Source organism: Streptomyces katrae, from assembly GCF_000717655.1.
Taxonomy (GTDB): Bacteria; Actinomycetota; Actinomycetes; order Streptomycetales; family Streptomycetaceae; genus Streptomyces; species Streptomyces katrae_B.
The window spans coordinates 62,716-84,205 of the sequence record NZ_JNZY01000016.1 but is presented as its reverse complement, the minus strand read 5'-3'; the positions used below and the strand labels follow the sequence as shown (position 1 = coordinate 84,205).

The following is a 21,490-nucleotide window of genomic DNA, read 5'->3' as shown; positions in this document are numbered from 1 at the left end:
GGTCCGCCCGCTCGGTGCGCCGGTGAGCCCGCTCTCCGGCACCGGCGACTCCGGCCTCCGCCCCAGGTCGCCCGGCTGCCGCCCCCGTGCGCGGTCCGGGACACCCGGGACCGCGGTCCCGACCGAGAGCAGGTGCATTCCCATGCGTCGTTCGGCTCGTATCCCCGGTGTCCTCGCCGCCCTGGCCCTCGCCCTGGGCGGCGTCGCCGTCGCCGCTCCGGCGGCCCACGCCGACATCGAGGCCTGCCAGGACATCGTCCAGCTGCAGGGTGCCGAGGTCACGGACGCCATCAGGATCGCGTGCTACGTGGGTCTCGTGGGAGACGAGGACGGCTGCACCAACGGGCTGACCCAGGCCGGGGTGGCGGGGATCGTCGCGACCGCGGCATGCCGCCAGGCCCCCCAGTAGCCGGGCCCGTCCGGGCCCGTCCCGAGACCACGGCGGCCTACGGGGCCTCCGGGCCCGCCTCGCGCTGCAGGGATTCGCCGAACTCGATCATCTTGCGCGCGTAGTCCTCGGTCCACTCCGCCTGCGCGGCGATCGCCGCCGGCGGCAGCCGGTCGAACCGCCGCGGATCGGCGAGCTGCGCGGCGGCCAGGGCCTGGAACTCCACCGCCCGGTCCTGCGCCGCCCGGAACGCGAGCGTCAGCTCGGTGGCGCGGGTCAGCAGCTCCCGGGGGTCCTCGATCGACTCCAGGTCGAAGAAGTGCTCCGGGTCCGTGGCGGCCTCCGAGGGCTCGAAGAGCAGCGGCGCGGGCCGCAGCTTCCGCTCGGTCGTCCGCTCGGGCTCTGCCATGCGTGTCCTCCTGCTGCGCGTTCGGGATCCTTCCGGGCCACCCTCCATTGTCCAACGCCGCGCAAGAGCGCCGCCCCTCAGGGCTTCCAGACCACCCGGTGCTCCGCCAGGTGAGCCAGGACCGAATGGTTGGCCTCCCAGCCATCCGGGAACTTCACCGTCACCCCCAACTGGACCGGCTCCGTGGACGGGTGGTCGTCCAGCAGTTCCGCTATGCCCGCCCGGGCCACGACCACGCAGGCGTGCCGGTGCCGCGAGGCCAGTACGCACAGGCGGCCCGTCTCCAGGTGGAACGCCGTCGCGTCCGGGCGGCCGGACAGCGGGTGGAGCACCACCGTGAGGTCGTACTCCCGGCCCTGGAGCCGGTTCGCGGTGTCCACCGTGACCCCGGCGACGCCCAGTTCCGCCAGGGCGGCGCGGACCGCCGCCGCCTGGTCGCGGTGCGCCGTGCCGACCGCGATCCGGTCGGCGGTCAGCGGGGCCGGCGTCCCGGACTGCTCGTCCGCCGTCACCGCCCCCCGGTCCAGCGCCCGGCGGACCACCAGGGCCACCGCCCGCACGGCCTCCGGGTCGGTGCGCGGGGTGTGCCGGGCGGGCAGCTCCAGCAGGCCCCAGCCCGACTCGGCGGCCTCGTCCAGCACCCGGTCCGGGCCCGATCCGTCGCCCGCGACCCCGTACGACAGCCGCCGCTCGCCCGGACCCGTACCGCTGCGGAACTGCGTGTACGGGTAGAACGCCTGCGAGACCAGCGGCGCGGCCGTCGCCGGGAGCCGCCAGGACACGGGCAGCCGGTGCTGCGGCAGCTGCGGGTTGTGGGCCAGCAGGGTGCTGACCGCCGAGGCCGACGGGTCGTACGACAGCCCGGCCCACTGCTCGGCGCCGACCACGCTGAACGGGTCCAGCTGTCCCGGGTCGCCGACGAACAGCGCCCGCTCGAACAGCCCGGCCACGGCCAGCAGCGCGTCCGAACGCATCTGGTACGCCTCGTCGACGATCGCGTGCTCCCAGGGCTCCGTGTCCTTCACGTACGCCCACTTCGCCGCCGTAGAGATGGTGATCGGCAGCTCGGCCAGGTCCCCCGGCTTGGCCGAGAGGGTCACCGAGGGCAGCTCGCGCAGCGCCGGGTCGTACGCCTCGCCGTCGCTGCTGTGCAGCCGGCCGACCTTCAGCTCCGGGTCCTTGCCGGCGAGCCGCAGCACCAGGTCGTCGACCTGTGCGTTGGTCTGCGCGACCACCATCAGCCGACGCCCGGCCGCGGCCAGCTCCCGGGCGGCCCGCACCACGAGGGTGGACTTGCCGGCCCCCGGCGGGGAGTCGACGACCACGCCGCGCTCGCTCCCGTGCAGCGTGTCGCGCAGGATGGCGGCGGTCGCCTCGGCGGCGGCCGTACCCGGATCGAAAGCGGTGCTCACAGGATGTCCTCGGCGGTCACTGGGTCGGGCACGGCGTCGGGCAGCACGGCGGCGGTCGCGGATCCCGGCGGTCCGCCGTGCGTCCACGGGGTCTGCTCCGGCTCCGGCAGCTTCGGGCCGCCGCGCGCGTCGTGCTCGAACAGCGTCCAGCAGACCCGGTCGCCCTTCTCCGGCACCGAGCCGGGCTCCGGCTCCCGGCCGCGGCCCATCTTGTCCAGCAGCCGCAGCACGAGCCGGCCGTCGTCCTCGAAGCGGACGAACTGCGCCGCCTGGGGGCGGCCCTCCAGCGAGCGGTAGACCTTGCCGCCGCCGCCCTCCGCGAGCTGCGGACGGTCCTCCGTGGCCACCGTCACCAGGGGGCGCGGGCTCGGCCGCTTCGACTCCGTCCATTCCATCACCACCTCGGTGACCTCGCCCGCGAAGGCCTCGCCCGACAGCCGCCGGCCCGCCATGACCAGCGGATCGTCCAGCGCCTCCTGGGCGTCGAGCCGCACCTGCTCGGTCTCCCGCGTCGCCAGCTTCCGGGCAGCCGTCACCGCGTCGTCGCGGCGCGGCTGCGGGGGCTCGCCGGCCCGGACCCGGTCGCGGTGGCCGGTGTACGACCAGCGGTCGCGGGTCCAGCGCTCCTCGGCGCGCTCCCCGGGCGGCAGCGCGCGCAGCAGCTCCAGCGACTGCCACACCGCCCGCCAGGTGGGCCGCATCTGCTCCGCCAGGAGCTCCCGCACGGCCGCTTCGGCGCGGGCCAGGGCCTGCGGATCGCCGCCGGTGCGCGCCGCGTCGTAGCGGGCCATCGCCGGGGCGAGCAGCTTGTTGTCGAAGGCCGGGTCGGTGGCCGGTCCGGCGGGCGGGACCAGCAGCTGCCCGTCCCGGTCGCGGCCGAGTTCGGCCCGCAGGGCCGCCTCGGCGCCCGATTCCCCTTCCGGCGGAACCATCCACGACAGCAGCGCGCCCAGGTGCTGGTCCTCCAGGTGGCTCTGGCCGGTGGCCCAGTGCCGCCCCAGCAGCTCCGTCGCCGACAGCAGCATCGAGGCCCCCGGGACCCGGGAGCGCTCGCCGAGGTGCGTGAACCAGCGCCCCAGCAGCGGGACCCGGGTGGGCGCCGGATACGGATTCTCCGGATCCTCCTCGGCCGTCCGCCGGAACCGCATCGACCGCCCCAGCAGCCGGACGTACTCGATGCCGGCCCGGCTCGGCACGATCACCTGGGGCGCGTCCAGGCACAGCTCGGCGCAGACCTTGCTCTTCGCGCCGGTCTCCGGATCGGTCTCGGTCCGCTCCACGTACTCGACGTCGTCCGCGTACCCGTCCACGTACGGCAGGACCACGTCCGCCAGCTCCGCCAGGAACGCCCAGCGCAGGTCCCGGTCGCGTGGCTGCGGCACCACCAGCAGCCGCGGCTCCGCGGGATCGGTCCCGATCAGCGCGCCGAGCGGGGCCCCGGCCTCGCCCGCCGTCGTCAGGGGCACGAGGACCAGCGGGCGCTCGCTCAGATGCCGGTGCCGTACGGTCGCCAGCGCGCGGGCCCGGCCCGCCCGGACGGCTTCGAGGCGCGCGAGGGTGTTCAGGAGGGACATGCGGCCGCCTCGAGGGCCTCGGCGCGCAGCCGGGCCGCCTGGTGCAGCGCGGCCGCGGTCGGGTCGTCGGGGCAGCCGTCGCCGGCGGCGGCTGCGAGCGCCTCCTCGACGGTGGTGAGCGCACCGAGCTCCCCCCGTACGGAGCGGCCGAGGGCGGTCACCTCGGCGGCGGCGCGGGCCCGCTCCCGGCAGTGGAAGGCCAGTTCGCAGGCGGCCAGGCACTCGGGGGCGTAGGCGGCGGAGACGGCGGAGACCGCCTCGGTCAGCTCCTCGGCGGGCCGCGCGGGGTCGAAGCTGAGCCCATCGGGCAGGGCCGCGGCCAGCTCCTCGACCCGCGTCAGCCGGTCCAGCTGGCGCCGGGTGACGGCCCGCTCGCGGCGGACGTCGACGGGCGCGGCGGCGGGCAGGTTGGAGAAGTCCTTCGGGCAGACGAGCAGCACGGTGTGCCCGACCACGGCGGAGGCCAGCTTCTCGGCGGTGTTCTCCAGGGCCAGGACGTACACGGCGGCCTGCCGGGCGGCGGCGCCGACCTTCGCGGGATCGGCCGCCCCGTCGATCAGCGGGAACGACTTGATCTCCACGACGGTCCAGCGGCCGTCGGGATGCACCACGACGGCATCCGGTTCCAGATAGGCGGGGGTGCCCGCCACCTCCAGGGCCAGCATCGGGTGGTCCAGCAGGGTCCAGGCCCCGGAGGCGGCCCCGGCGGCGGTGGCCTCGCGCAGGGCGAGCGCGGTGCGCGCGGCGCGGCCCTCGGGCCCGGCGGCGGTCAGGTCGGGGACGCGGGCGCCGGGGCCGGGCGGCTCGGCGCCGGCGCCCAGGTACCGGTGGACCAGCTCCAGCAGGACGGCTCCGCCGTCGCCCTTGACCCTGGCCTCGAAGGAGTTCCCGCGGACGATGGCGAACTGCGACTGGCCGAAGGCGGCGGGCGAGCCGAGGGCCGCGGCCAGGGCGGTCTTGTCCACGCCGGCGCCGTCGAGCAGGGCTCGTCTGCCGCATCCGGGGTTGGCGGCGAGCGCCGCCAGCGCGCGGGCGTCGAGCGGGCGGGGCGGCACGGCGGGGCCGCGCAGGTCAGCGAGCCGCTGCCGCAGAGTCGTCTTCCGGGGCGGGTCGCTGGGCGGGTAGGAGCTCACGGGCGGAAGTGTCCCATCCGCCACTGACAATCGTGGTCTTACTGCGGAATCCGGCCGTTCGGGCGGGCAGCCGGCGCGAGATCGCGTACCCGGAGGCCATCACGGCGGCCCCGGCGGCCGCGTCCAGGAAGTAGTGGTTGGCCGTGCCCATGACCACGAGCGTGGTGACGGCGGGATAGGCGATGCCCAGCCCCCGCAGCAGGGGGTGGCGCCCGTACCGCCACAGCAGGACGCCGCACCACAGGGCCCAGCCGACGTGCAGGCTCGGCATGGCCGCGTACTGGTTGGTCAGGCCCCCGAGCCCGCGCGGCGCACTGGCCTCGGCGCCCCACCAGCCGTAGGCGCTGTACTGGGCCATCGTGTCGGTGAACCCGTACGCGGTGTCCAGCAGCCGGGGCGGGCAGGTGGGCATCAGGGTGAAGCCGACGAGCCCGAGGAGGGTGGAGACCACCAGCCAGGTGCGGGCGCTGCGGTACTGCTGCGGCCGGCGCAGGTACAGCCAGACCAGCACGGCCGGGGTGACGAGGTAGTGCAGGGAGGCGTAGACGAAGTCGGCGGGTATGCCGAGCAGTCCCTCGTGGGAGAACAGCCGGTTGAGCGGCCGTTCGAAGTCGATCCCCAGCACTTCCTCCGCCCGGAGGATCGCGAGCCCGTGCCCGACGGCGAGGTGCACGTCGCCCCGGGCGAGGAGTCTGCCACCGGTGTACGCGCCGTAGACGAGCCCCAGGAGCAGCAGTTCGGCCCACCACCGGGTGGGCTTCTGCCGATCAGTCATACGGTGTAGGACGCTTGTGCGACAGGGTGGGTTGCCTGGTGTTCATGTGATGGATGATGGACGGACGACGCAATCGCCCGAACCGCCACGAAAGCGCGCGAACCCTTACGGCCTTAGGCCCTTACGTACCGGGAGAATCTCCTATGGCCCCCCGCATCCTCCTGGCCCGCCACGGCCAGACGGCGTGGTCCCAGCTCGGCAAGCACACCGGACGCACGGACGTCCCCATGCTGGAGGAAGGCAGGCGGGGCGCGAAGCTGCTCGGCGAGCGGCTGGCCCGCGACCCGTGGAACGGCCTGCCCGGCGTGGAGGTCCGCACCAGCCCGCTGGTCCGCGCGAGCGAGAGCTGCGACCTGGCGGGCTTCGGCGCCCGGGCGGAGCCGTGGGACGCGCTGATGGAGTGGGACTACGGCGACTACGAGGGCATGACCCCGGCCGAGATCCAGGCGGTCCGTCCGGGCTGGCTGATCTGGCGCGACGGCGTTCCGGGCGGCGAGTCCGTCGCCGACGTGGCGGCCCGTGCCGACGAAGTGGTCGCCTGGGCCCGTGCGGCGGAGCGCGACGTGCTGGTCTTCGCACACGGCCACGTCCTGCGCACCCTGGCCGCCCGCTGGCTCGGCTTCGAGGCCTCCTTCGGCGCCCGCATCCGCCTGGAGCCCACCTCCCTCTCGGTCCTGGGCTGGGCCTACGGGGCCCCCGCGCTGGAGCGCTGGAACGACACGGGCCATCTGGACGCCTGACCGCAGCCGGAAATCCCGTACGGAGGCGGGTGGTTGAGCGATCGCTGCGGCTGCGAGGATGAGGCCATGACGATCACTTCCGTGGTGCTGCGACGACGCGTGGACGACCTCGACGCGGCCTCGGCCTTCTACGAAGAGCTGACCGGCGAGCCCGCGAACCGGTTCGCGTTCGCCGGCCTGGAGCTGGCGGCCGTCGGCCCCTTCCTCCTCTTCAGCGGACCGGACGCGGTCGCGGAGCGGTTCGCGGGGGTGGCGGCGACCCTGGGCGTGGCGGACCTGGACGCGGTCGTCGCGCAGGGCGAGGCGGCCGGCGCCGAGGTCGTCGCCGCACCCGCCGGGACGCCGAACGGCCGGCGGGCCGTGCTCCGGCACCCGGACGGCGCCGTGTACGAGTACGTCAGCGGCTGACCGGACCGGGCGGTGCGGCCGGTGCCGGTCAGGCCGTGGCGTGTCGGGTCAGGAAGTCCGCCACGCGGGGACTGCGCTGGTGCGGGACCAGGGTGCGGGCCGTCCCCGCCAGCATGGACCGGATCCGCGTGGACTGGACCTCGGTGAGCAGGTCCAGGACCCGGCCGCCCGCCCAGGCCGCCTCGTCGGGGGCGCCGGCCCGGGCCAGGTCGTCGGCCAGCTCGGCGGTGTAGAGGGCCACGTTCCGGGCGAAGTGCGGGTCCTGGAGGTCCGCCGCGCGGCGGGCGTGCCGGGCCGCGCGGGCGTGCTCCCCGAGGGCCGCCCAGCACCGCGACTCCAGGGACTCCAGTTCGGCCTCGCCGAAGAAGGACATCCACTCTGGGTCCGCGCCCGCCTCGCCGCGGGAGAACTCCGTGTGCGCGCGGGTCAGCGCCTCCTCGCAGGCCTTGCGGTCCGCCAGGCCCGCCCAGCCGCCCGCCTCGCGCAGGGCGAGCAGCGAGAGCAGCCGGGGGGAACCGAGGGGGCGGGCCGCGCGGCGGCCCGCCTGGGCCGCCCGTACCGACTCCCGCGGCCGTCCGCAGTCCCGGGCCAGGAAGGCCATGTTGCTGAAGGCGTGCGCCTCCAGGCCCGGGTCCCCGGCGACCCGGGCCGTCGCCAGGGCCTCCGCGTAGTGCGAGCGGGCGTCTTCGAAGCGGCCGGAGTCGTGGGCCAGCCAGCCCACCGAGATGGCCAGTTCACCGGCGCCCGCGTGCAGCCGGTCCTCGGTGGACTGCCGGGTGGCTCCCGCGTCCAGCAGCGCGTAGGCGGCGCGCAGGGGTTCGGCGGCCCGGCGGTACAGGGCGTCGGCCCCGTGCCGGTCGTCCAGCAGCCGGATCTGGCGCACGGCCTCCTCGACCGCCACCGCCTCGGACTCGCCGGCCCGGGAGGGCGGCCGCCGGGTGTCGCCGAGCAGGGGGAGGCCGATCGCCGCGGCCGCCACGGTCGCGGAGCCGCCCGCCATGAACGCGCGACGCAGCACGTCGCTCTCCTTGTGGGTGAAGGGGCCGGTGCGCTGCGCCGACCGGCCGCGCACCGCCTCGCGCGGGGAGAAGCCCAGGTCGGCCAGGGTCCGGCCGGGGAACATGTGGAGGAAGACCCGCTCGTACGCGTAGTTGGGGCAGCGGATCTCGCCGGATTCGACCCGGCCGATGTAGCGGGCGTCGCAGGAAACCGTTTCTCCGATCTCCTTCGCGGCCCGGCGCACCATGCCCGCGAACTCGGCCGGGGAGCGCTGCCCGCGCAGCCGCCGGAACGTCTGATTGGGTGAGTGGGGGAACGCCGCCATGGACGTGGCCTCTCTGGCAAGGGACGCACCGCCGGTTCCGCGGGATGGAGCCGGGCCCGGCGCGCATGAACGTACCGCCAGCGGCGGGCGGTTCATGCGGTGTTTGGCTACAAAAGGGATATCTCACCCGCGATCCGCCATGAACTGCCATCCTTTGCAGCGTCTTGCCGCCGCACCCGTTGACGTTTTGGCGCGTTGAGCCCATGCGGGGTGTGAGCTGACTCACGCCCCGTTCGTACGCGGATCGAGGAGGGGTTCCCTTGGTGGAGGGCGGCATGGAGAGCACTGGAACGAACACCGCGCCCGCGTCTTCGGGCGCGACCCCCGTCCCGGCCGTCGCGGTCGCCCCGGGCATCGTGGCCGTCGCGGTCGCCGCGCCGGCGGAGGCGCCGGACCTGGTGACCGTGCCCACCCGGCAGGGCCTGGAGGCCGTGGACATCATCCGCCGCGCCGCCAGCCTGGCCGGCGGGGTCGGCCCGGTGCTGCACGACGGGGCCGGCGACACCCTCGGCTTCCTCGTCCCGCCCGGCACCGCCGACGCCTGGGACCTGCCGGGCAGCGCCTGTACCCAGACCAACGGGCGCGGCATGCGCTTCGGCGACGTGTCGCCCACCGCCGGCGACACCGGCTGGCTGCTCCCCCCGGAGGCCGTCGGTCCGGTCACCGACCCCGAGGTGCTGCGCGCCGCGCTCGGCGAGGCGGCCCGCCTGATCGAGGCGGCGGACAACTGCCGCTGACCGGCGACAATGGGGTGGTGGCAGGCAAGGGCAGAGGCAGCAGCAGACAGCGCGGGCGCGGTACCTCCGAGGCGGTCGTCGGGCAGGTGGCCGGCGGCACGGCGGAGCTGGCCCCCGACCGCGAGCGCGCGGACGCCTGGACGCTGCTCATCGACGGTGCTCCGCAGTCGCATGTGGACCTGGCCGATCCGGCGTACCTGGACTTCGCGTACCAGCGGCGGATCGGCCATCTCATCGACCTCGTCGCGCCCGCCCGGCAGCCGCTGAACGTGGTGCACCTGGGCGGCGGCGCCTTCACCCTCGCGCGCTACACGGCCGCCGCCCGCCCCCGCTCGACCCAGCAGGTCGTGGAGATCGACGCCGCGCTGGTGGCCTTCGTACGGGAACACCTGCCGCTGGACCCGCAGGCGCGGGTCCGGGTCCGGGCGGTGGACGCGCGGGCGGGCCTGGCCAAGGTCCCGGACGGCTGGGCGGACCTGGTGATCGCGGACGTGTTCAGCGGCGCGCGCACCCCGGCGCACCTGACGAGCGGAGAGTTCCTGGACGACGTACGCCGCGCCCTCGCGCCCGGCGGGTGGTACGTGGCCAACCTCGCGGACGGCCCGCCGCTCGCGCACCTGAAGGGCCAGATCGCGACGGCCGCGTCCCGCTTCGAGCACCTGGCGCTGGCGGCCGACCCGGTGGTGTGGCGGGGGAAACGGTTCGGCAATGCGGTGCTGGCGGCCGCCGACCGGGAGCTGCCGGTCGCCGAGTTCACCCGCCGCGTGGCGAGCGACCCGCATCCCGGCCGGGTCGAGCACGGCCGGGCCCTCGCCGATTTCGCGGGCGGCGCGGCCGCGGTCGCCGACGCCTCGGCGGTGGCCTCGCCGGAGCCCCCGCCGTCGGTCTTCCGCTGAGGGGCCGTGACCTGCCGCGCCACGCCCTCGTACGGATGACCTTGCGCTCCGAACGCCGCGGGAGCGGGTAGGTCTTCGTCACGAACGCCCCGTCGGGGTGAGCGGTCATCAGCAGGTCTGCAGGCAGCAGGGAGACACGGACATGGCTCAGGGCAACGTCAAGTGGTTCAACGCGGAGAAGGGATTCGGCTTCATCTCGCCGGACGGCGGAGGCCAGGACCTCTTCGCCCACTACAGCGAGATCCAGGGGCAGGGCTTCAAGGAGCTCCAAGAGGGCCAGCGCGTCCAGTTCGAGGTCGGGCAGGGGCACAAGGGGCCGCAGGCGCAGAGCATCGTCACCCTCTGACGGCGGACTACCTCTCGTACGTCTCCACCAGCGGCGGATGGCCGTTCCAGGTGCAGAAGACCGACATCTCCCGGCCCGCCTTGGTGAAGGTGACCCGGATCCAGTACGGCTGCTTCCACACCTGCATCTGCCAGCCGGGGTCCGGCGTCGCCGAGACCAGCTCGGCCGAGGCCGTGCCCAGGTCGAAGACCACCCGGCCACCCGTGACCGGGTAGGCCTTCACCTTGCCCGGATCCCCGCCGCCGCCCTGCTGCTCCTCCGGGCGCGGGTTCGGCGGGGCCGCCTTCTGCGGGGGCTTCGCGGAGGAGGCGCCGGCGGAGGCCGACGCCGACGGGGAGGCCGGCGGGGACGGCGAGTCCGCGGCCGGTTCGGGCGACGGCGCCGCCGCGCGGTGCGTCGAGGAGGACAGCGGCTGCGTGGTCAGCGGCACCGCCAGCGGCGGATCGTAGGCCGTTCCGGACATGACGGTGTGCACGCCCCACCAGGACAGCGTCACCGCCGCCCCGGTCGCCAGCGTCCAGGCGAGAGCATGAACAAGTCCTCGGTGCATCAGGGCACATACTGCACCACTCGCCCCAGAGGCGTCCCGACACCCCGCGTGGTCCCCCGAATGGACTACGGTGCCGCCCATGGCAAGTGTGCTCGTGGTCGAGGACGACCAGTTCGTGCGTTCCGCCCTGATCCGGCACCTGACCGAGGCCTCGCACACCGTGCGGAGCGTCGGCACGGCCCTCGAGGCGCTGCGCGAGGTCGCCCACCACCGGTTCGACGTGGTCATCCTCGACCTCGGGCTGCCCGACCTCGACGGGTCGGAGGCGCTGAAGATGCTGCGCGGCATCACCGACGTGCCGGTGATCATCGCCACCGCACGCGACGACGAGGCCGAGATCGTCCGGCTCCTCAACGACGGCGCCGACGACTACCTGACCAAACCCTTCTCCGTGGAGCACCTCTCCGCCCGGATGTCCGCCGTGCTGCGCCGCGCCCGCGCCGCCGTCGGGGCCGAGCCGCCCTCGCGGGTCCTGAGGGTGGGCGGGCTGGCCATCGACCCGCTGCGGCGGCAGGCCGAGCTGGACGGGGCCGTGCTGGACCTGACCCGGCGGGAGTTCGACCTGCTGGCCTTCCTGGCCGGGCGGCCCGGGGTGGTCGTGGCCCGGCGCGAGCTGCTCGCCGAGGTCTGGCAGCAGTCGTACGGGGACGACCAGACCATCGACGTGCACCTGTCCTGGCTGCGCCGCAAACTGGGTGAAACGGCCGCCAACCCCCGCTATCTGCACACCCTGCGGGGGGTCGGCGTCAAGCTGGAGCCGCCCAGGTGAGCGCGCGATGAGATGGGCGCTGGTCAAGGTGTGCCTCGCGGTCACGGCCATGGTGGTCGTGGCCTTCGCCGTGCCGCTCGGGCTGGTCGTCCAGGAGATGGCCAGCGACCGGGCCTTCTCCAACGCCGAGCGGCAGGCGGCCACCATCGGGCCGACCCTGTCCATCACCACCGACCCGGTGCAGCTGCGCAAGGCCGTGGAGTCCACGCAGATGGGCGCGGCCCAGCGGATGGCGGTCCACGTGCCGGCGATCGGCGGCAGCGCGCCGGTGGAGATCGGCACGGCCCGGGCGGGGGCGCACGCCGTGGCGGAGACCCGGCGGATGGGCCGGGCGATGACGACCCCGCTGGCCGGCGGGGGTTCGGCGCTGCTCCAGCCGACCGCGCTCGGATCGGGGGACATCGCCGTCGTGGAGATCTTCGTACCGGAGAGCGAGGTCAGCAACGGCGTCGCGACGGCCTGGGTGGTCCTCGCGGGCGTCGGCCTGGCGCTGATCGTGGGCTCGGTGGCGGTCGCCGACCGGCTCGGCGCCCGGCTGGTACGGCCCGCCGAGCGGCTCGCGGACGCCGCGCACCAGCTGGGGGAGGGCCGGCTGGGGGCGCGGGTGCCGGAGGACGGGCCGAAGGAACTCCGCTCGGCGGCCGTCGCGTTCAACTCGATGGCGGACCAGGTGGTGGAACTCCTCGCCAACGAGCGGGAGCTGGCCGCCGACCTCTCGCACCGGCTGCGGACGCCGCTGACGGTGCTGCGGCTCAACACGGCCTCGCTCGGCGACGGGCCGGCCGCGGAGCAGACCCGGGCGGCGGTGGAGCAGCTGGAACGGGAGGTCGACACGATCATCCGTACGGCCCGTGAACAGCGCGCACCCGCGGCCGCCGCGGGCGGGGCCGGGGCGGGCTGCGACGCCTCTGAGGTGATCCGCGACCGGATGGACTTCTGGTCGGCGCTGGCGGAGGACGAGGGTCGCGAGGTGCGGCTCGCGGGCGTCGACCGCACGGTACGGCTCCCCGTCGCCCGTCCGGAGCTCGCGGCCGCCCTCGACGCCCTGCTCGGCAACGTGTTCCGGCACACCCCCGAGGGCACCCCGTTCGCGGTGGACGTCCACGACGCGGGGGACGCCGTCATCGTGCTCGTCTCGGACGCGGGCCCCGGCATCGCCGATCCCGACGCGGCTCTGCGCCGCGGCAACGACGGCGCCCGGGACGGCTCGACGGGCCTCGGCCTGGACATCGTGCGCCGGGTCGCGGAATCGACGGGCGGCGACGTGCGGATCGGCCGTTCGATGCTCGGCGGGACCGAGGTCCGGGTGTGGATCGCCCTGGACGACCGGGCGCGGGGCGGCGCGGGCGGTGTGCGGACGCGCCGCGGCCGCCGCAAGCGGCGCGGCGGCTGACGGGCTGTTCGCCGGTTCGCCGGTGCGCCCGCCTTCGCCCGCGGCGGGCGCGGGCGGCATACCGTACGGGGTGGTTGGTTGTCCTTCCCCCGAACGGAATGGAACTGGTCATGCGCTACGCAGTCCTCGGCACCGGGATCGTCGGCCGTACGGTGGCCGGCCGCCTCGTCTCGCTCGGACACGAGGTGGTCATCGGCACCCGGGACCCCCGGGCCACCCTCGCCCGTACCGAGTACGCCGAATGGCAGGAGGCCCACCCGCAGGCCGGCCTCGCCTCCTTCCCGGAAGCCGCCCGGCAGGGCGAGGTCCTGGTCAACGCCACCGGCGGGCAGGTCAGCGTCGCCGCCCTGACGGAGGCGGACGCCGCGCACCTGGACGGCAAGGTGCTGATCGACATCGCCAACCCGCTGGACTTCTCGCAGGGGTTCCCGCCCACCCTGGACCCGGTGGACGACGACAGCCTGGGCGAGCTGCTGCAGCGGACGTTCCCGCGGCTGCGGGTGGTCAAGACGCTGAACACGATGAACTGCCGGATCATGGTCGACCCGGCGCGCGTGCCGGGCGAGCACACCGTGTTCCTCTCGGGCGAGGACGCCGACGCCAAGAAGTCCGTACGCGAGCTGCTGTACTCCTTCGGCTGGCCGGAGGCGAGCGTGCTGGACCTCGGCGGCATCGAGACGGCCCGCGGCACCGAGATGCTGCTCCCCCTCTGGCTCCGCCTGATGGGGACCCTCGGCCACACGGACTTCAACTTCCACATCCAGGGCGCGCAGCAGAGCGCGCAACAGGGCGGCTGACCTGCCCGTCCCGGATGGACGCCGAGAGGTTGCCGGTCCCGGTGGCCGCGCCGAGTGTGGGCCTGACGGAAGGAGTCAGGCATGAGAGTCATGCTCCGGGCCCACTTGGACACGGCGGCCACGAACGAGGGCATCAAGAGCGGAGCCCTCCAGCAGACCATGAAGAAGCTCACGGACGCCATCAAGCCGGAGGCCGCCTACTTCGGGCTCCACGAGGGCGTCAGGTCGTGCTGGCTCGTCTTCGACCTCCAGGACAGCTCGCAGCTGCCGCCGCTGCTGGAGGACCTGTTCGTGCAGTTCAACGCCGAGATCGAGGTCGGTCCGGTGATGAACACCGAGGACCTGGCGAAGGGTCTCGGGGCGATGAAGCCCTAGTAGGGCGGGGCGACGGCCCCCGTACCCCACCCCGCCCCCGGCCGGCGGCCGCCCACGCGAGCACCGCGGAGGCGGCCGCCGCCGCGCACGACACGGCGAACGCGGCCCGGTGGCCGTATGACGCCGCCAGCGGTCCGGCGGCCGCGGCGGCCAGTGCCTGACCGACGATCAGGCCGCTGCCGACCACGGTCATGGCCTCGCCCCTCCGCTGCGCCGGTCCCGCCCGCTCGACGAGCCCGAACAGCGCGATGAGGTGCGGGGCCACGGCCAGCCCGATCCCGGCGACGGCCAAGGCGGCGCCGGGCAGTCCCGACACGGCCAGCAGCGGCAGCGTGAGCAGCGCCTGGACGCCGATGGTCCGGCGCAGCCGTACGCCCAGGTCCGCGGACCCGGGGCGGGCGACCGTCACGAAGCCGGCGATCGAGCTGGTCACGGCCATGGCCGCCCACACCAGCCCGGCCGCTCCCGGCTCGCCCAGCGACTGGGCGAGCGCGTTGACCCCGGTGTTGGCCCCGCTCCACGCGGCGCCCTGCAGCACGGCCATCGTGCACAGCAGCACGAGCTCCGGCGACCACAGTCGTACGTCGGCACGAGCATCGGCATCCGGTGCTCCGAGGGGGCCGGGCGCGGTCGGGTGGACGGCGAACAGGGTCCCGAAGAGCAGGATCAGCCCGGCGGCGAGCACGAGCGCGGAGGCCGGGTGCACGGTCACGGCCAGGATCCCGGCGAGCGCGGGCCCGACCACGAACCCGACCTCGTCGAGGGTGGTGTCGAAGGACAGGGCCGTACCGACCAGGGCCTTGTCCTCGCCCGCCAGGTGCGCCCAGCGGGCCCGGGCCAGCGGGCCGACCTGCGGCACGGTGAGCCCGGCGGCGACGGCGAGGGCCGTCCGGGCGGGCAGCGGCAGCCCGGCCAGGACGGCCGCGACGAGGGCGGCCAGCACGGCGGCGTTCGCGACGCAGGCGACGAGGAGCACGGGGCGGTGGCCGCGCCGGTCGGCGAGCCGGCCGATGACCGGGCCGCCGAGGGCCTGGCCGAGCCAGAGGGCGGCCGCGACGGTGCCGGCGTCGCCGATGCCGTCGCGTTCGTTGATGAGCAGGAGCGTCCCGATGGGGCACAGCGCGGCGGGCAGCCGCGCAAGGAACGCATGGACGGGCAGGGCGCTGCCGCCGAGTGCGAACACTCCGCGGAAGCCGCCGGGGGCGGCTTCGGATCCGGACACGGACAACCTCCATCCGCACGCCGACCCTCCCGTGTCTCCGGCGCGCACCGTTGCCCGTTGAGCAGGACCGTAGCCGCGGAATGCGGGCTTCGGGAGTCCCGCGTGTTCGGCCGGGGGAGTGGGGTGGCCCGGAGGTCAGCCGCCGGAGTTGAGGCGCTGGGCCTGGGACCGGCCGACCTCGGCGGCGCGGTGCAGGTAGTCGGCGATGACCGCGAGTTCGGAGTCGGAGTAGCTCTCCAGGACCGCGCCGAAGGCCCGGCCTGGGGTGTCCCAGGCCTCGCCGATGCGCCGGCGCGCCTCGGGGGCGAGGGAGACGAGGGAGCGGCGGCGGTCGTGGGGGTCGGCGTGCCGCTCGACGACGCCGGCCTTGACCAGCCGGTCGACGAGGCGGGTGGCGGAACCTGAGGTCAGGCCGGTGAGGCGGGCGATGTCGCCGGTGCTGACGGGGCCGGGTTCCATGTCGAGGAGGGCGATGCACTGCATGTCGGTGGGGTGCAGCCCGACGTGGTCGGCCATGGCCTGGTTGAAGAGCGAGTAGTCGGCGTAGTGCCGCTGGCTCTCGGTGACGATGCGCGTGAGCAGTTCGGCGCGGCTCCACTCAGCACGCGAGTCACTCGAACGGGGGGAATCGGTTGACATCGGCTTCTCCATGCCTCAAATTTATCTGCGTGACGCAGAATATTGATCGTGCAGAATCTGTGCCACGTACTCATCCTAGCGTGAGCTCCACGCCAGGACAGCAACAAGAACAGCCAGAAGAACTGCAAGAAGAACTGCAACCAGAACCAGAACAGGAACAGGAACCCGCCATGTCGATCCTCGTCACCGGTGCCCGCGGCGCCGTCGCCCGCGGCCTCGTCCCCCTCCTCGCCGCCCGCGGCATCCCGCACCGCCTCGCCTCGCGCGAGCCGGATACGCCCGATGCCGTCCACTGCGACCTCACCGATCCGTCGACCTTCCCCGGCGCCCTGGCCGGCGTCCGGTCCGTCTTCCTCTATGCCGAGGCCGCCGCCATCGGTGCCTTCGTCAAGGAGGCCGTCACCGCCGGAGTCGAGCACGTCGTGCTCCTGTCCTCCTCCTCGGTGCTCGGGCCGGCCGCCGCCGGGAGCCCGTTGTCCGCCTCGCATCTCGCCGTCGAGGAGGCCCTGCTGGCCTCCCCGCTGCGCACCACCCTGCTGCGTCCCGGCGCGTTCGCGAGCAACGCCCTCGGCTGGGCCTGGTCGCTGAAGTCCGGCCGCGCGGTCCAGCTGCCCTACCCGGGCGCCCACTGCGACCCGGTCCATGAGGCCGACCTCGCCGAGGCCGCCTTCGCCGTCCTCACCGACCCCGCCCTCAGCGGCCGCGCGTACCACCTGACCGGCCCGCACTCCCTGACCTTCGCGACCCAACTGGCCATACTCGGCGGGGTGCTCGGTGCCCCCGTGCCCTTCGAGTCCGTCACCGCCGAGCAGTGGAAGTCCGGGGTCGAGGGCTACATACCCGGCCCCTATGCCGATGCGCTCCTCGACTACTGGGCCGCGAGCGACGGCCTTCCGGTCGAGATCACCGACGCCGTCGAGCGCCTCACCGGCCACCCGGCCCGCTCCTTCGAAACCTGGGCCGAGGACCACGCGGCCGCTTTCCGCGCCTGACCGCTCAGGCCGGAGCGTCAGAGCCAGCCGCGCTGGGCTGCCTTGAGGCCGGCCTCGAAACGGCTGGTGGCGTGCAGGCGTTCCATCAGCCCGGCCCTCTGGCGGCGTACGGTGCGCAGCGAGACCCCCGAGGCGCCTGCCCGCGCCCTCGTCCGTCAGCCCGGACGCCGGCAGCTTCAGCAGCTTCCGTTCGCCCGCGCTGATCCCGTCCTCCGGCGGCTGCTTGCGGTCCGCGCCGAGCGGTACCGCGGTCTCCCAGGTCTGCTCGAACAGCGTGATCAGCGAGGCGACGATGCCCGGCGCCGTCGTGCACAGCGCCGCGAGCCGGGAGTTGGCCGGGTCGATCGGGACGATGGCCGTCGTCCGGTCGAAGACCAGCAGCCGCGGCGGCAGCATGGGGCTGGTGCGCACCTGGCCGCCGCGTTCGGTGGTCCACTGGGCGTAGCCCAGCGTGGGCGGGTCGTTGCGGACGCTGCGCCGGCGGCTACTTCAACGCCCCGGCCACCGTCACCGGAGGCTGGAACTTCTCCCAGACCGTCGCGGCCGACTTCACCGGCGACGGGAAGTCCGACCTGATCGCCCGCGACGACAGCACCGGCGAGCTCCGCAGCCGGGCCGGCCACGGCGACGCCTCCTTCGCCGGCCCCACCACCCTGACCGGCGGCTGGTGACCGGCCACAGCGCCCGGAAAACGCAGCGGCCGGAAAACGCAGAGGGCCCCGGTCCGCTTTCGCGGACCGGGGCCCTCTCGCAGGGTGAGTGACGGGACTTGAACCCGCGGCCACCTGGACCACAACCAGGTGCTCTACCAACTGAGCTACACCCACCATGTCCGGTCGGAAAACCGACCGGCCGAAGAAAAGGGTACAGGGTCCGGGAGGGTGCTCGCGCCCTCCTTTTCCCCCGACCCGTCTCCGGAGCGTCCTGCCGGGTCCTATTCGGCGGACAGGGTGTGCTTGGCGGCGATGGCCCGGGCGGTGTCAGAGTCGGGCCCGGGCTGCGGAACGAAGACCGCCTCCCGGTAGTAGCGCAGCTCGGCGATGGATTCCTTGATGTCCGCGAGCGCCCGGTGGTTGCCGGTCTTCGGCGGGCTGTTGAAGTAGGCCCGCGGGTACCAGCGGCGCGCCAGCTCCTTGACCGAGGACACGTCCACGATCCGGTAGTGCAGGTGGCTCTCCAGCGCGGGCATGTCACGCAGCAGGAAACCGCGGTCGGTGCCGACCGAGTTCCCGCAGAGCGGAGCCTTGCGGGGCTCCTTCACGTGTTCCCGTACGTACGCCAGGACCTGCGCCTCGGCGTCCGCGAGGGTGATCCCGCCGGCCAGCTCGTCGAGCAGTCCTGAGGCGGTGTGCATCTCGCGCACCACGGCGGGCATGGTCTCCAGGGCCGCGTCCGGCGGGCGGATCACGAGGTCCACGCCTTCGCCGAGCACGTTGAGCTCCGAGTCGGTGACCAGTGCGGCCACCTCGATAAGTGCGTCGTCCGTCAACGAGAGCCCGGTCATCTCGCAGTCGATCCACACCATGCGATCGTTCATGCGGCCCAGCTTATGCGGATTACGCGGAAGGTCCCCCGCCTCGGTGACGACCGATGCGGGGGACCTTCCTCAGGCAGTGCCCGTCGCGGGAGCTACGCGTGCTCGCGCAGGACCCGGTTCGGTGCGTACAGCTCCGTCACCGTCGGGCCGGCCGCGGCCAGGGCCGCTGCGGCCCGCTGGGGCTGCGGCGTGCGCTGGTGCGGTACCGGGGACCCCTGGATCTCGGCCACCTGGGACACGTCGGCCTGCGGCCGGCGCGCCCGGTAGGCCGAGCGGTAGGCGGCCGGGGAGGACCCCAGCTGGCGCCGGAAGTGCCCGCGCAGGGCGACCGGCGAGCGGAACCCGCAGCGCCCGGCGACCTCGTCGACCGAGTAGTCGGAGGTCTCCAGCAGCCGCTGCGCCTGGAGCACCCGCTGGGTGATCAGCCACTGCAGCGGCGCGCTGCCGGTCAGCGAGCGGAAGCGCCGGTCGAACGTGCGCCGGCTCATGTACGCGCGGGCGGCGAGCGTTTCCACGTCGAACTGCTCGTGGAGGTGCTCCAGCGCCCAGGCGACGACCTCGGCCAGCGGGTCGGCGCCGATCTCCTCCGGCAGCGACCGGTCGAGATAGCGTTCCTGGCCGCCCGTGCGGCGCGGCGGGACGACGAGCCGGCGGGCCAGTGCCCCGGCCGCCTCGCTGCCGTGGTCCGTGCGCACGATGTGCAGGCACAGGTCGATTCCGGCCGCGGTGCCCGCGGACGTCAGCACGTCGCCGTCGTCGACGAACAGCTCGCGCGGATCGACATGGACGGACGGGTACCGCTTGGCCAGCGTCGGCGCGTACATCCAGTGCGTCGTCGCGGGCCGGCCGTCCAGCAGACCGGCGGCGGCGAGCACGAAGGCTCCCGTGCACAGTCCGACGATCCGGGCGCCCTCCTCGTGCGCCAGGCGCAGTGCGTCGAGCGCCTCCGGAGGCGGCGGTGAAGTGATCGAGCGCCAGGCCGGAACGACGACCGTGCCTGCCCGGGCGATCGCCTCCAACCCGTACGGCGCGGTGAGCTCGAGCCCGCCGGTGGTCCGCAGCGGACCGTCCTCCCCGGCGCAGACGAGCAGTCGATAGCGTGGAACTCCCGCGTCCTGCCGGTCGATGCCGAACACGGAAAGTGGAATGGAGCTCTCGAAGATCGGCCCGCCGCTGAACAGCAGCACCGCGACGATCTCCCTGCGGCGACGCCCCGCGAGCTTCCTGCCGGCGTCCGCGACGACGGCGGTGGAATCCTGGCTCATGGCTAAGCCCCCCTTGGGTGTCGCGACTCCTTGGTCTGGTCGCACCTGCACGTTTCCCCTCGGCCTTGCACGTGGATCCCCCGCCGTAAATACATGATCGAATCTACTGCGTCCCGTGGTGTCGGCGTGACAAGTTCAGCACGCAGCGCTATGTCGACTTGGCAACTTGGCGAAAAGCATTCGATCAGGAAGCGTTCCACTCCGCTACCGGAGTGGGAAGCTCGCCGTCCGGCCATGGCCAGTACCCGTAGGGTCTCGGAGCCCCCTTGGCGGTGTAGTTGCTGGTGGTAGGGGGGTTGATGGGGCATTCCGGCAAGAACGCCACTGTGCCGGGAAGTTGGCTGAAAACGTGCGGGTGTGGGTGTACGAATCAGTCAGTCCTCAGGGGAGATTCCACCAGAGGTGTGACATCCCCGGTGCGCACGGCCCGCGGGGCCGGCCCCGGCCCGCGGACGGCGGCGGCGCCCGCCCGGCGGCAGCCGGCCCTCCGCGAGGACCAGGGAGGCCCGCTCCGCCTTCTCCGAGTACCGCAGCATCGCCCGGCACGCGGCCGTGACGGCGACCAGCCCGAGCGTGGCGACGGCGGCCCCGCCGAAGGAGGTCCCGTAGACGACGAGCACCACGGGGACGAGCAGGCAGCTGAAGGCGGCCCAGCGCACCACGTCACCCGCGGGGTCGTCATGGGGGCGTCTGCCGGGATGCACGGACGGGTGAACGGGGGCGGGGGTGACATGCGGGGTCATGTCGGTGTGCTGCGCGGTCCGGTCGGTGTGCTGCGCGGTCCGGACGGAGCGGACGGACTGGGGCGGCTGAGCGGGCTGGACGGGCTGGACCGGATGGCCGGGCACGGCGTGCTCCCTGCGGGCTCTTCCTGGACGGTCGGACGCCTGTCCAACGGTGCGCGGCGGTGCTCGGTCACTGCGCGCACGGGTGGCGCGCGGCGTCGCTCGTCACTGGCTGTAGGGGGCAGCGGCCATTGCCAAGGAGCCCTCGCTCCGGCATGCTCCCTGGGACGCTCTCCAAGGGCGGCATGCCCTGTGCAGGACAGGAGTGTCGCCGTACCCTGGGGGTATGGGCTTGGGAAGATGCTTCCCGGACAGAGCTCCGTCACACTGCGTCGTCGTTTTTTCAATCGTCGCTTCCGCTCATTGCCGCCCCGTCGCCTTGTCCCTTCCCCCGAGGACCCCTTCGCCGAGACATCCATGGCCGGTCACGAACTCCCCGAACCCGCGGACCGCAAGCGCAAACCGCTCGCCGATCACGCGTCGAGCGATCTGCGCGCGGCGGAACAGGCACGTCATCCCTGCGATCCGGCCTTCCGGCACGGGGTCGTGGTGGGGTTCGACGGGTCCACGTCCAGTGAGCGCGCCCTGGCGTACGCGATCGGGATGGCCCGCAGGTCCGGATCCGGCCTGATCATCGTGCACGTGGCCAACCGGCTGCCCACCACCGTGTGGGCCGGCTGCGAGCCGCCCGTCTTCGTGGACGTACCGGACCACCGCACCGAGGTGCTGGGGCTGGAACTCGCCTGCGCGGACTATCTGGCCGAGGTGCCGTGGATCCTGGTGGAGCGGGGCGGGGACATCTGCCACGAGCTGGAGGAGGTCGGCCGGGAGTACTCTGCGGACGCCATCGTGGTCGGCTCCACGCACGGGATCGTGGGCCGGATCTTCGGGTCCGTGGCGGGCCGGCTGGCCAAGCGCGCACAGCGACCGGTCGTTGTCATTCCGTAACCCCCTGTACGTCGGTCGTGCGGTTGTGAACCCCCATGTAAAGGGTAGATAAGTGCTGCTGGGACGCAGCAAACAA

The 21,490-nt window shown here is 73.9% G+C and carries 25 protein-coding genes and 1 tRNA gene; 13 read left to right on the top strand and 13 right to left on the bottom strand.

What is annotated here, in order from left to right; all coding sequences use genetic code 11:
* Window positions 1–142 precede the first annotated feature (142 nt).
* Window positions 143–409, top strand: coding sequence for a hypothetical protein (locus IF09_RS0120910; RefSeq protein WP_030297919.1), 267 nt, complete (start codon window positions 143–145; stop codon window positions 407–409).
* 37 nt (window positions 410–446) lie between these two features.
* Here the strand turns inward: IF09_RS0120910 and IF09_RS0120905 are convergent, their stop codons facing one another.
* The 5 genes from IF09_RS0120905 to IF09_RS0120885 all read right to left on the bottom strand — a co-directional run bounded on the left by IF09_RS0120905 (window position 447) and on the right by IF09_RS0120885 (window position 5,691).
* Entirely contained in the window at window positions 447–797 is a 351-nt protein-coding gene (locus IF09_RS0120905) for a hypothetical protein (protein ID WP_030297917.1), read from the bottom strand.
* 77 nt (window positions 798–874) lie between these two features.
* The gene (locus tag IF09_RS0120900) at window positions 875–2,209 is read right to left on the bottom strand and encodes an AAA domain-containing protein (RefSeq protein ID WP_030297915.1); all 1,335 of its coding nucleotides are present in this window, start codon (window positions 2,207–2,209) and stop codon (window positions 875–877) included.
* Complete coding sequence (locus IF09_RS0120895) at window positions 2,206–3,783, bottom strand: hypothetical protein (RefSeq protein ID WP_030297903.1); 1,578 nt, start codon at window positions 3,781–3,783, stop codon at window positions 2,206–2,208. The genes IF09_RS0120900 and IF09_RS0120895 overlap by 4 nt, the downstream gene beginning before the upstream one ends.
* The gene (locus tag IF09_RS0120890; protein WP_051832703.1) at window positions 3,771–4,940 is read right to left on the bottom strand and encodes a hypothetical protein; all 1,170 of its coding nucleotides are present in this window, start codon (window positions 4,938–4,940) and stop codon (window positions 3,771–3,773) included. Before IF09_RS0120890 ends, IF09_RS0120895 begins: the two co-directional genes overlap by 13 nt.
* Window positions 4,855–5,691 (bottom strand): phosphatase PAP2 family protein, encoded by an 837-nt coding sequence (locus IF09_RS0120885; RefSeq protein ID WP_030297900.1) that lies wholly within the window; start codon window positions 5,689–5,691, stop codon window positions 4,855–4,857. Before IF09_RS0120885 ends, IF09_RS0120890 begins: the two co-directional genes overlap by 86 nt.
* Before the next feature lie 143 nt (window positions 5,692–5,834).
* Here IF09_RS0120885 and IF09_RS0120880 point away from each other — a divergent pair, with 143 nt between their 5' ends.
* Both IF09_RS0120880 and IF09_RS0120875 read left to right on the top strand, forming a co-directional pair.
* Window positions 5,835–6,431, top strand: coding sequence for a histidine phosphatase family protein (locus IF09_RS0120880; protein WP_030297899.1), 597 nt, complete (start codon window positions 5,835–5,837; stop codon window positions 6,429–6,431).
* 66 nt (window positions 6,432–6,497) lie between these two features.
* Window positions 6,498–6,839, top strand: coding sequence for a VOC family protein (locus IF09_RS0120875; RefSeq protein ID WP_030297898.1), 342 nt, complete (start codon window positions 6,498–6,500; stop codon window positions 6,837–6,839).
* A gap of 28 nt (window positions 6,840–6,867) precedes the next feature.
* Here IF09_RS0120875 and IF09_RS0120870 read toward each other — a convergent pair whose 3' ends face one another.
* On the bottom strand, window positions 6,868–8,163 hold the full coding sequence (locus tag IF09_RS0120870; protein WP_030297897.1) for a hypothetical protein: 1,296 nt from the start codon (window positions 8,161–8,163) through the stop codon (window positions 6,868–6,870).
* Between the two features lie 275 nt (window positions 8,164–8,438).
* Between IF09_RS0120870 and IF09_RS0120865 the strand changes: the two genes are divergently transcribed.
* From IF09_RS0120865 to IF09_RS0120855, 3 genes are all read left to right on the top strand, one after another.
* Complete coding sequence (locus IF09_RS0120865; RefSeq protein WP_030297895.1) at window positions 8,439–8,900, top strand: hypothetical protein; 462 nt, start codon at window positions 8,439–8,441, stop codon at window positions 8,898–8,900.
* On the top strand, window positions 8,891–9,796 hold the full coding sequence (locus IF09_RS0120860; protein ID WP_051832702.1) for a fused MFS/spermidine synthase: 906 nt from the start codon (window positions 8,891–8,893) through the stop codon (window positions 9,794–9,796). Before IF09_RS0120865 ends, IF09_RS0120860 begins: the two co-directional genes overlap by 10 nt.
* Window positions 9,797–9,938: 142 nt before the next feature.
* Complete coding sequence (locus IF09_RS0120855) at window positions 9,939–10,142, top strand: cold-shock protein (protein ID WP_030297891.1); 204 nt, start codon at window positions 9,939–9,941, stop codon at window positions 10,140–10,142.
* Between the two features lie 7 nt (window positions 10,143–10,149).
* On the opposite strand, the gene IF09_RS0120850 is transcribed toward IF09_RS0120855, so the two are convergent.
* On the bottom strand, window positions 10,150–10,692 hold the full coding sequence (locus IF09_RS0120850; protein ID WP_030297889.1) for a hypothetical protein: 543 nt from the start codon (window positions 10,690–10,692) through the stop codon (window positions 10,150–10,152).
* 79 nt (window positions 10,693–10,771) lie between these two features.
* Between IF09_RS0120850 and IF09_RS0120845 the strand changes: the two genes are divergently transcribed.
* From IF09_RS0120845 to IF09_RS0120830, 4 genes are all read left to right on the top strand, one after another.
* The gene (locus IF09_RS0120845; RefSeq protein ID WP_030297887.1) at window positions 10,772–11,461 is read left to right on the top strand and encodes a response regulator transcription factor; all 690 of its coding nucleotides are present in this window, start codon (window positions 10,772–10,774) and stop codon (window positions 11,459–11,461) included.
* Window positions 11,462–11,468: 7 nt separating this feature from the next.
* Entirely contained in the window at window positions 11,469–12,854 is a 1,386-nt protein-coding gene (locus IF09_RS0120840; protein ID WP_030297884.1) for a sensor histidine kinase, read from the top strand.
* 110 nt (window positions 12,855–12,964) lie between these two features.
* Window positions 12,965–13,651, top strand: a complete 687-nt coding sequence (locus IF09_RS0120835) for an NADPH-dependent F420 reductase (protein WP_030297883.1) — start codon at window positions 12,965–12,967, stop codon at window positions 13,649–13,651.
* A gap of 81 nt (window positions 13,652–13,732) precedes the next feature.
* On the top strand, window positions 13,733–14,026 hold the full coding sequence (locus tag IF09_RS0120830; protein WP_030297881.1) for a hypothetical protein: 294 nt from the start codon (window positions 13,733–13,735) through the stop codon (window positions 14,024–14,026).
* On the opposite strand, the gene IF09_RS0120825 is transcribed toward IF09_RS0120830, so the two are convergent.
* Window positions 13,950–15,248: an MFS transporter gene (locus IF09_RS0120825; RefSeq protein ID WP_051832701.1), complete on the bottom strand. Its 1,299-nt coding sequence runs from the start codon at window positions 15,246–15,248 to the stop codon at window positions 13,950–13,952. The two genes, IF09_RS0120830 and IF09_RS0120825, sit on opposite strands and share 77 nt — an antisense overlap.
* A gap of 135 nt (window positions 15,249–15,383) precedes the next feature.
* Window positions 15,384–15,887, bottom strand: coding sequence for a MarR family winged helix-turn-helix transcriptional regulator (locus tag IF09_RS0120820; RefSeq protein ID WP_051832700.1), 504 nt, complete (start codon window positions 15,885–15,887; stop codon window positions 15,384–15,386).
* Window positions 15,888–16,057: 170 nt separating this feature from the next.
* Between IF09_RS0120820 and IF09_RS0120815 the strand changes: the two genes are divergently transcribed.
* Both IF09_RS0120815 and IF09_RS45700 read left to right on the top strand, forming a co-directional pair.
* On the top strand, window positions 16,058–16,879 hold the full coding sequence (locus IF09_RS0120815; protein ID WP_030297874.1) for an NAD(P)H-binding protein: 822 nt from the start codon (window positions 16,058–16,060) through the stop codon (window positions 16,877–16,879).
* A gap of 223 nt (window positions 16,880–17,102) precedes the next feature.
* Window positions 17,103–17,324, top strand: coding sequence for a hypothetical protein (locus tag IF09_RS45700; RefSeq protein WP_030297873.1), 222 nt, complete (start codon window positions 17,103–17,105; stop codon window positions 17,322–17,324).
* Between the two features lie 309 nt (window positions 17,325–17,633).
* Here the strand turns inward: IF09_RS45700 and IF09_RS0120800 are convergent.
* The 4 genes from IF09_RS0120800 to IF09_RS40435 form a co-directional block, all read right to left on the bottom strand.
* Window positions 17,634–17,706, bottom strand: a tRNA-His gene (locus IF09_RS0120800).
* 107 nt (window positions 17,707–17,813) lie between these two features.
* The gene (orn, locus tag IF09_RS0120795) at window positions 17,814–18,416 is read right to left on the bottom strand and encodes an oligoribonuclease (RefSeq protein ID WP_030297871.1); all 603 of its coding nucleotides are present in this window, start codon (window positions 18,414–18,416) and stop codon (window positions 17,814–17,816) included.
* A 92-nt stretch (window positions 18,417–18,508) separates the two neighbouring features.
* Window positions 18,509–19,681 (bottom strand): helix-turn-helix domain-containing protein, encoded by a 1,173-nt coding sequence (locus tag IF09_RS0120790; RefSeq protein ID WP_030297869.1) that lies wholly within the window; start codon window positions 19,679–19,681, stop codon window positions 18,509–18,511.
* A 374-nt stretch (window positions 19,682–20,055) separates the two neighbouring features.
* Window positions 20,056–20,529, bottom strand: a complete 474-nt coding sequence (locus IF09_RS40435; protein ID WP_030297867.1) for a hypothetical protein — start codon at window positions 20,527–20,529, stop codon at window positions 20,056–20,058.
* Between the two features lie 354 nt (window positions 20,530–20,883).
* On the opposite strand from IF09_RS40435, the gene IF09_RS0120780 reads away from it, so the two are divergent.
* On the top strand, window positions 20,884–21,414 hold the full coding sequence (locus IF09_RS0120780; protein WP_030297865.1) for a universal stress protein: 531 nt from the start codon (window positions 20,884–20,886) through the stop codon (window positions 21,412–21,414).
* The last annotated feature ends 76 nt before the right edge of the window (window positions 21,415–21,490 follow it).

Bases quoted from the DNA above. Each gene is read 5' to 3' on its own strand.
- IF09_RS0120910 (WP_030297919.1), top strand. From the start codon at position 143: ATGCGTCGTTCGGCTCGTATCCCCGGTGTCCTCGCCGCCCTGGCCCTC.
- IF09_RS0120905 (WP_030297917.1), bottom strand. From the start codon at position 797: ATGGCAGAGCCCGAGCGGACGACCGAGCGGAAGCTGCGGCCCGCGCCG.
- IF09_RS0120895 (WP_030297903.1), bottom strand. From the start codon at position 3,783: ATGTCCCTCCTGAACACCCTCGCGCGCCTCGAAGCCGTCCGGGCGGGC.
- IF09_RS0120885 (WP_030297900.1), bottom strand. From the start codon at position 5,691: ATGACTGATCGGCAGAAGCCCACCCGGTGGTGGGCCGAACTGCTGCTC.
- IF09_RS0120880 (WP_030297899.1), top strand. From the start codon at position 5,835: ATGGCCCCCCGCATCCTCCTGGCCCGCCACGGCCAGACGGCGTGGTCC.
- IF09_RS0120875 (WP_030297898.1), top strand. From the start codon at position 6,498: ATGACGATCACTTCCGTGGTGCTGCGACGACGCGTGGACGACCTCGAC.
- IF09_RS0120870 (WP_030297897.1), bottom strand. From the start codon at position 8,163: ATGGCGGCGTTCCCCCACTCACCCAATCAGACGTTCCGGCGGCTGCGC.
- IF09_RS0120865 (WP_030297895.1), top strand. From the start codon at position 8,439: ATGGAGAGCACTGGAACGAACACCGCGCCCGCGTCTTCGGGCGCGACC.
- IF09_RS0120855 (WP_030297891.1), top strand. From the start codon at position 9,939: ATGGCTCAGGGCAACGTCAAGTGGTTCAACGCGGAGAAGGGATTCGGC.
- IF09_RS0120850 (WP_030297889.1), bottom strand. From the start codon at position 10,692: ATGCACCGAGGACTTGTTCATGCTCTCGCCTGGACGCTGGCGACCGGG.
- IF09_RS0120845 (WP_030297887.1), top strand. From the start codon at position 10,772: ATGGCAAGTGTGCTCGTGGTCGAGGACGACCAGTTCGTGCGTTCCGCC.
- IF09_RS0120840 (WP_030297884.1), top strand. From the start codon at position 11,469: ATGAGATGGGCGCTGGTCAAGGTGTGCCTCGCGGTCACGGCCATGGTG.
- IF09_RS0120835 (WP_030297883.1), top strand. From the start codon at position 12,965: ATGCGCTACGCAGTCCTCGGCACCGGGATCGTCGGCCGTACGGTGGCC.
- IF09_RS0120830 (WP_030297881.1), top strand. From the start codon at position 13,733: ATGAGAGTCATGCTCCGGGCCCACTTGGACACGGCGGCCACGAACGAG.
- IF09_RS0120820 (WP_051832700.1), bottom strand. From the start codon at position 15,887: ATGTCAACCGATTCCCCCCGTTCGAGTGACTCGCGTGCTGAGTGGAGC.
- IF09_RS0120815 (WP_030297874.1), top strand. From the start codon at position 16,058: ATGTCGATCCTCGTCACCGGTGCCCGCGGCGCCGTCGCCCGCGGCCTC.
- orn (WP_030297871.1), bottom strand. From the start codon at position 18,416: ATGAACGATCGCATGGTGTGGATCGACTGCGAGATGACCGGGCTCTCG.
- IF09_RS0120790 (WP_030297869.1), bottom strand. From the start codon at position 19,681: ATGAGCCAGGATTCCACCGCCGTCGTCGCGGACGCCGGCAGGAAGCTC.
- IF09_RS0120780 (WP_030297865.1), top strand. From the start codon at position 20,884: ATGGCCGGTCACGAACTCCCCGAACCCGCGGACCGCAAGCGCAAACCG.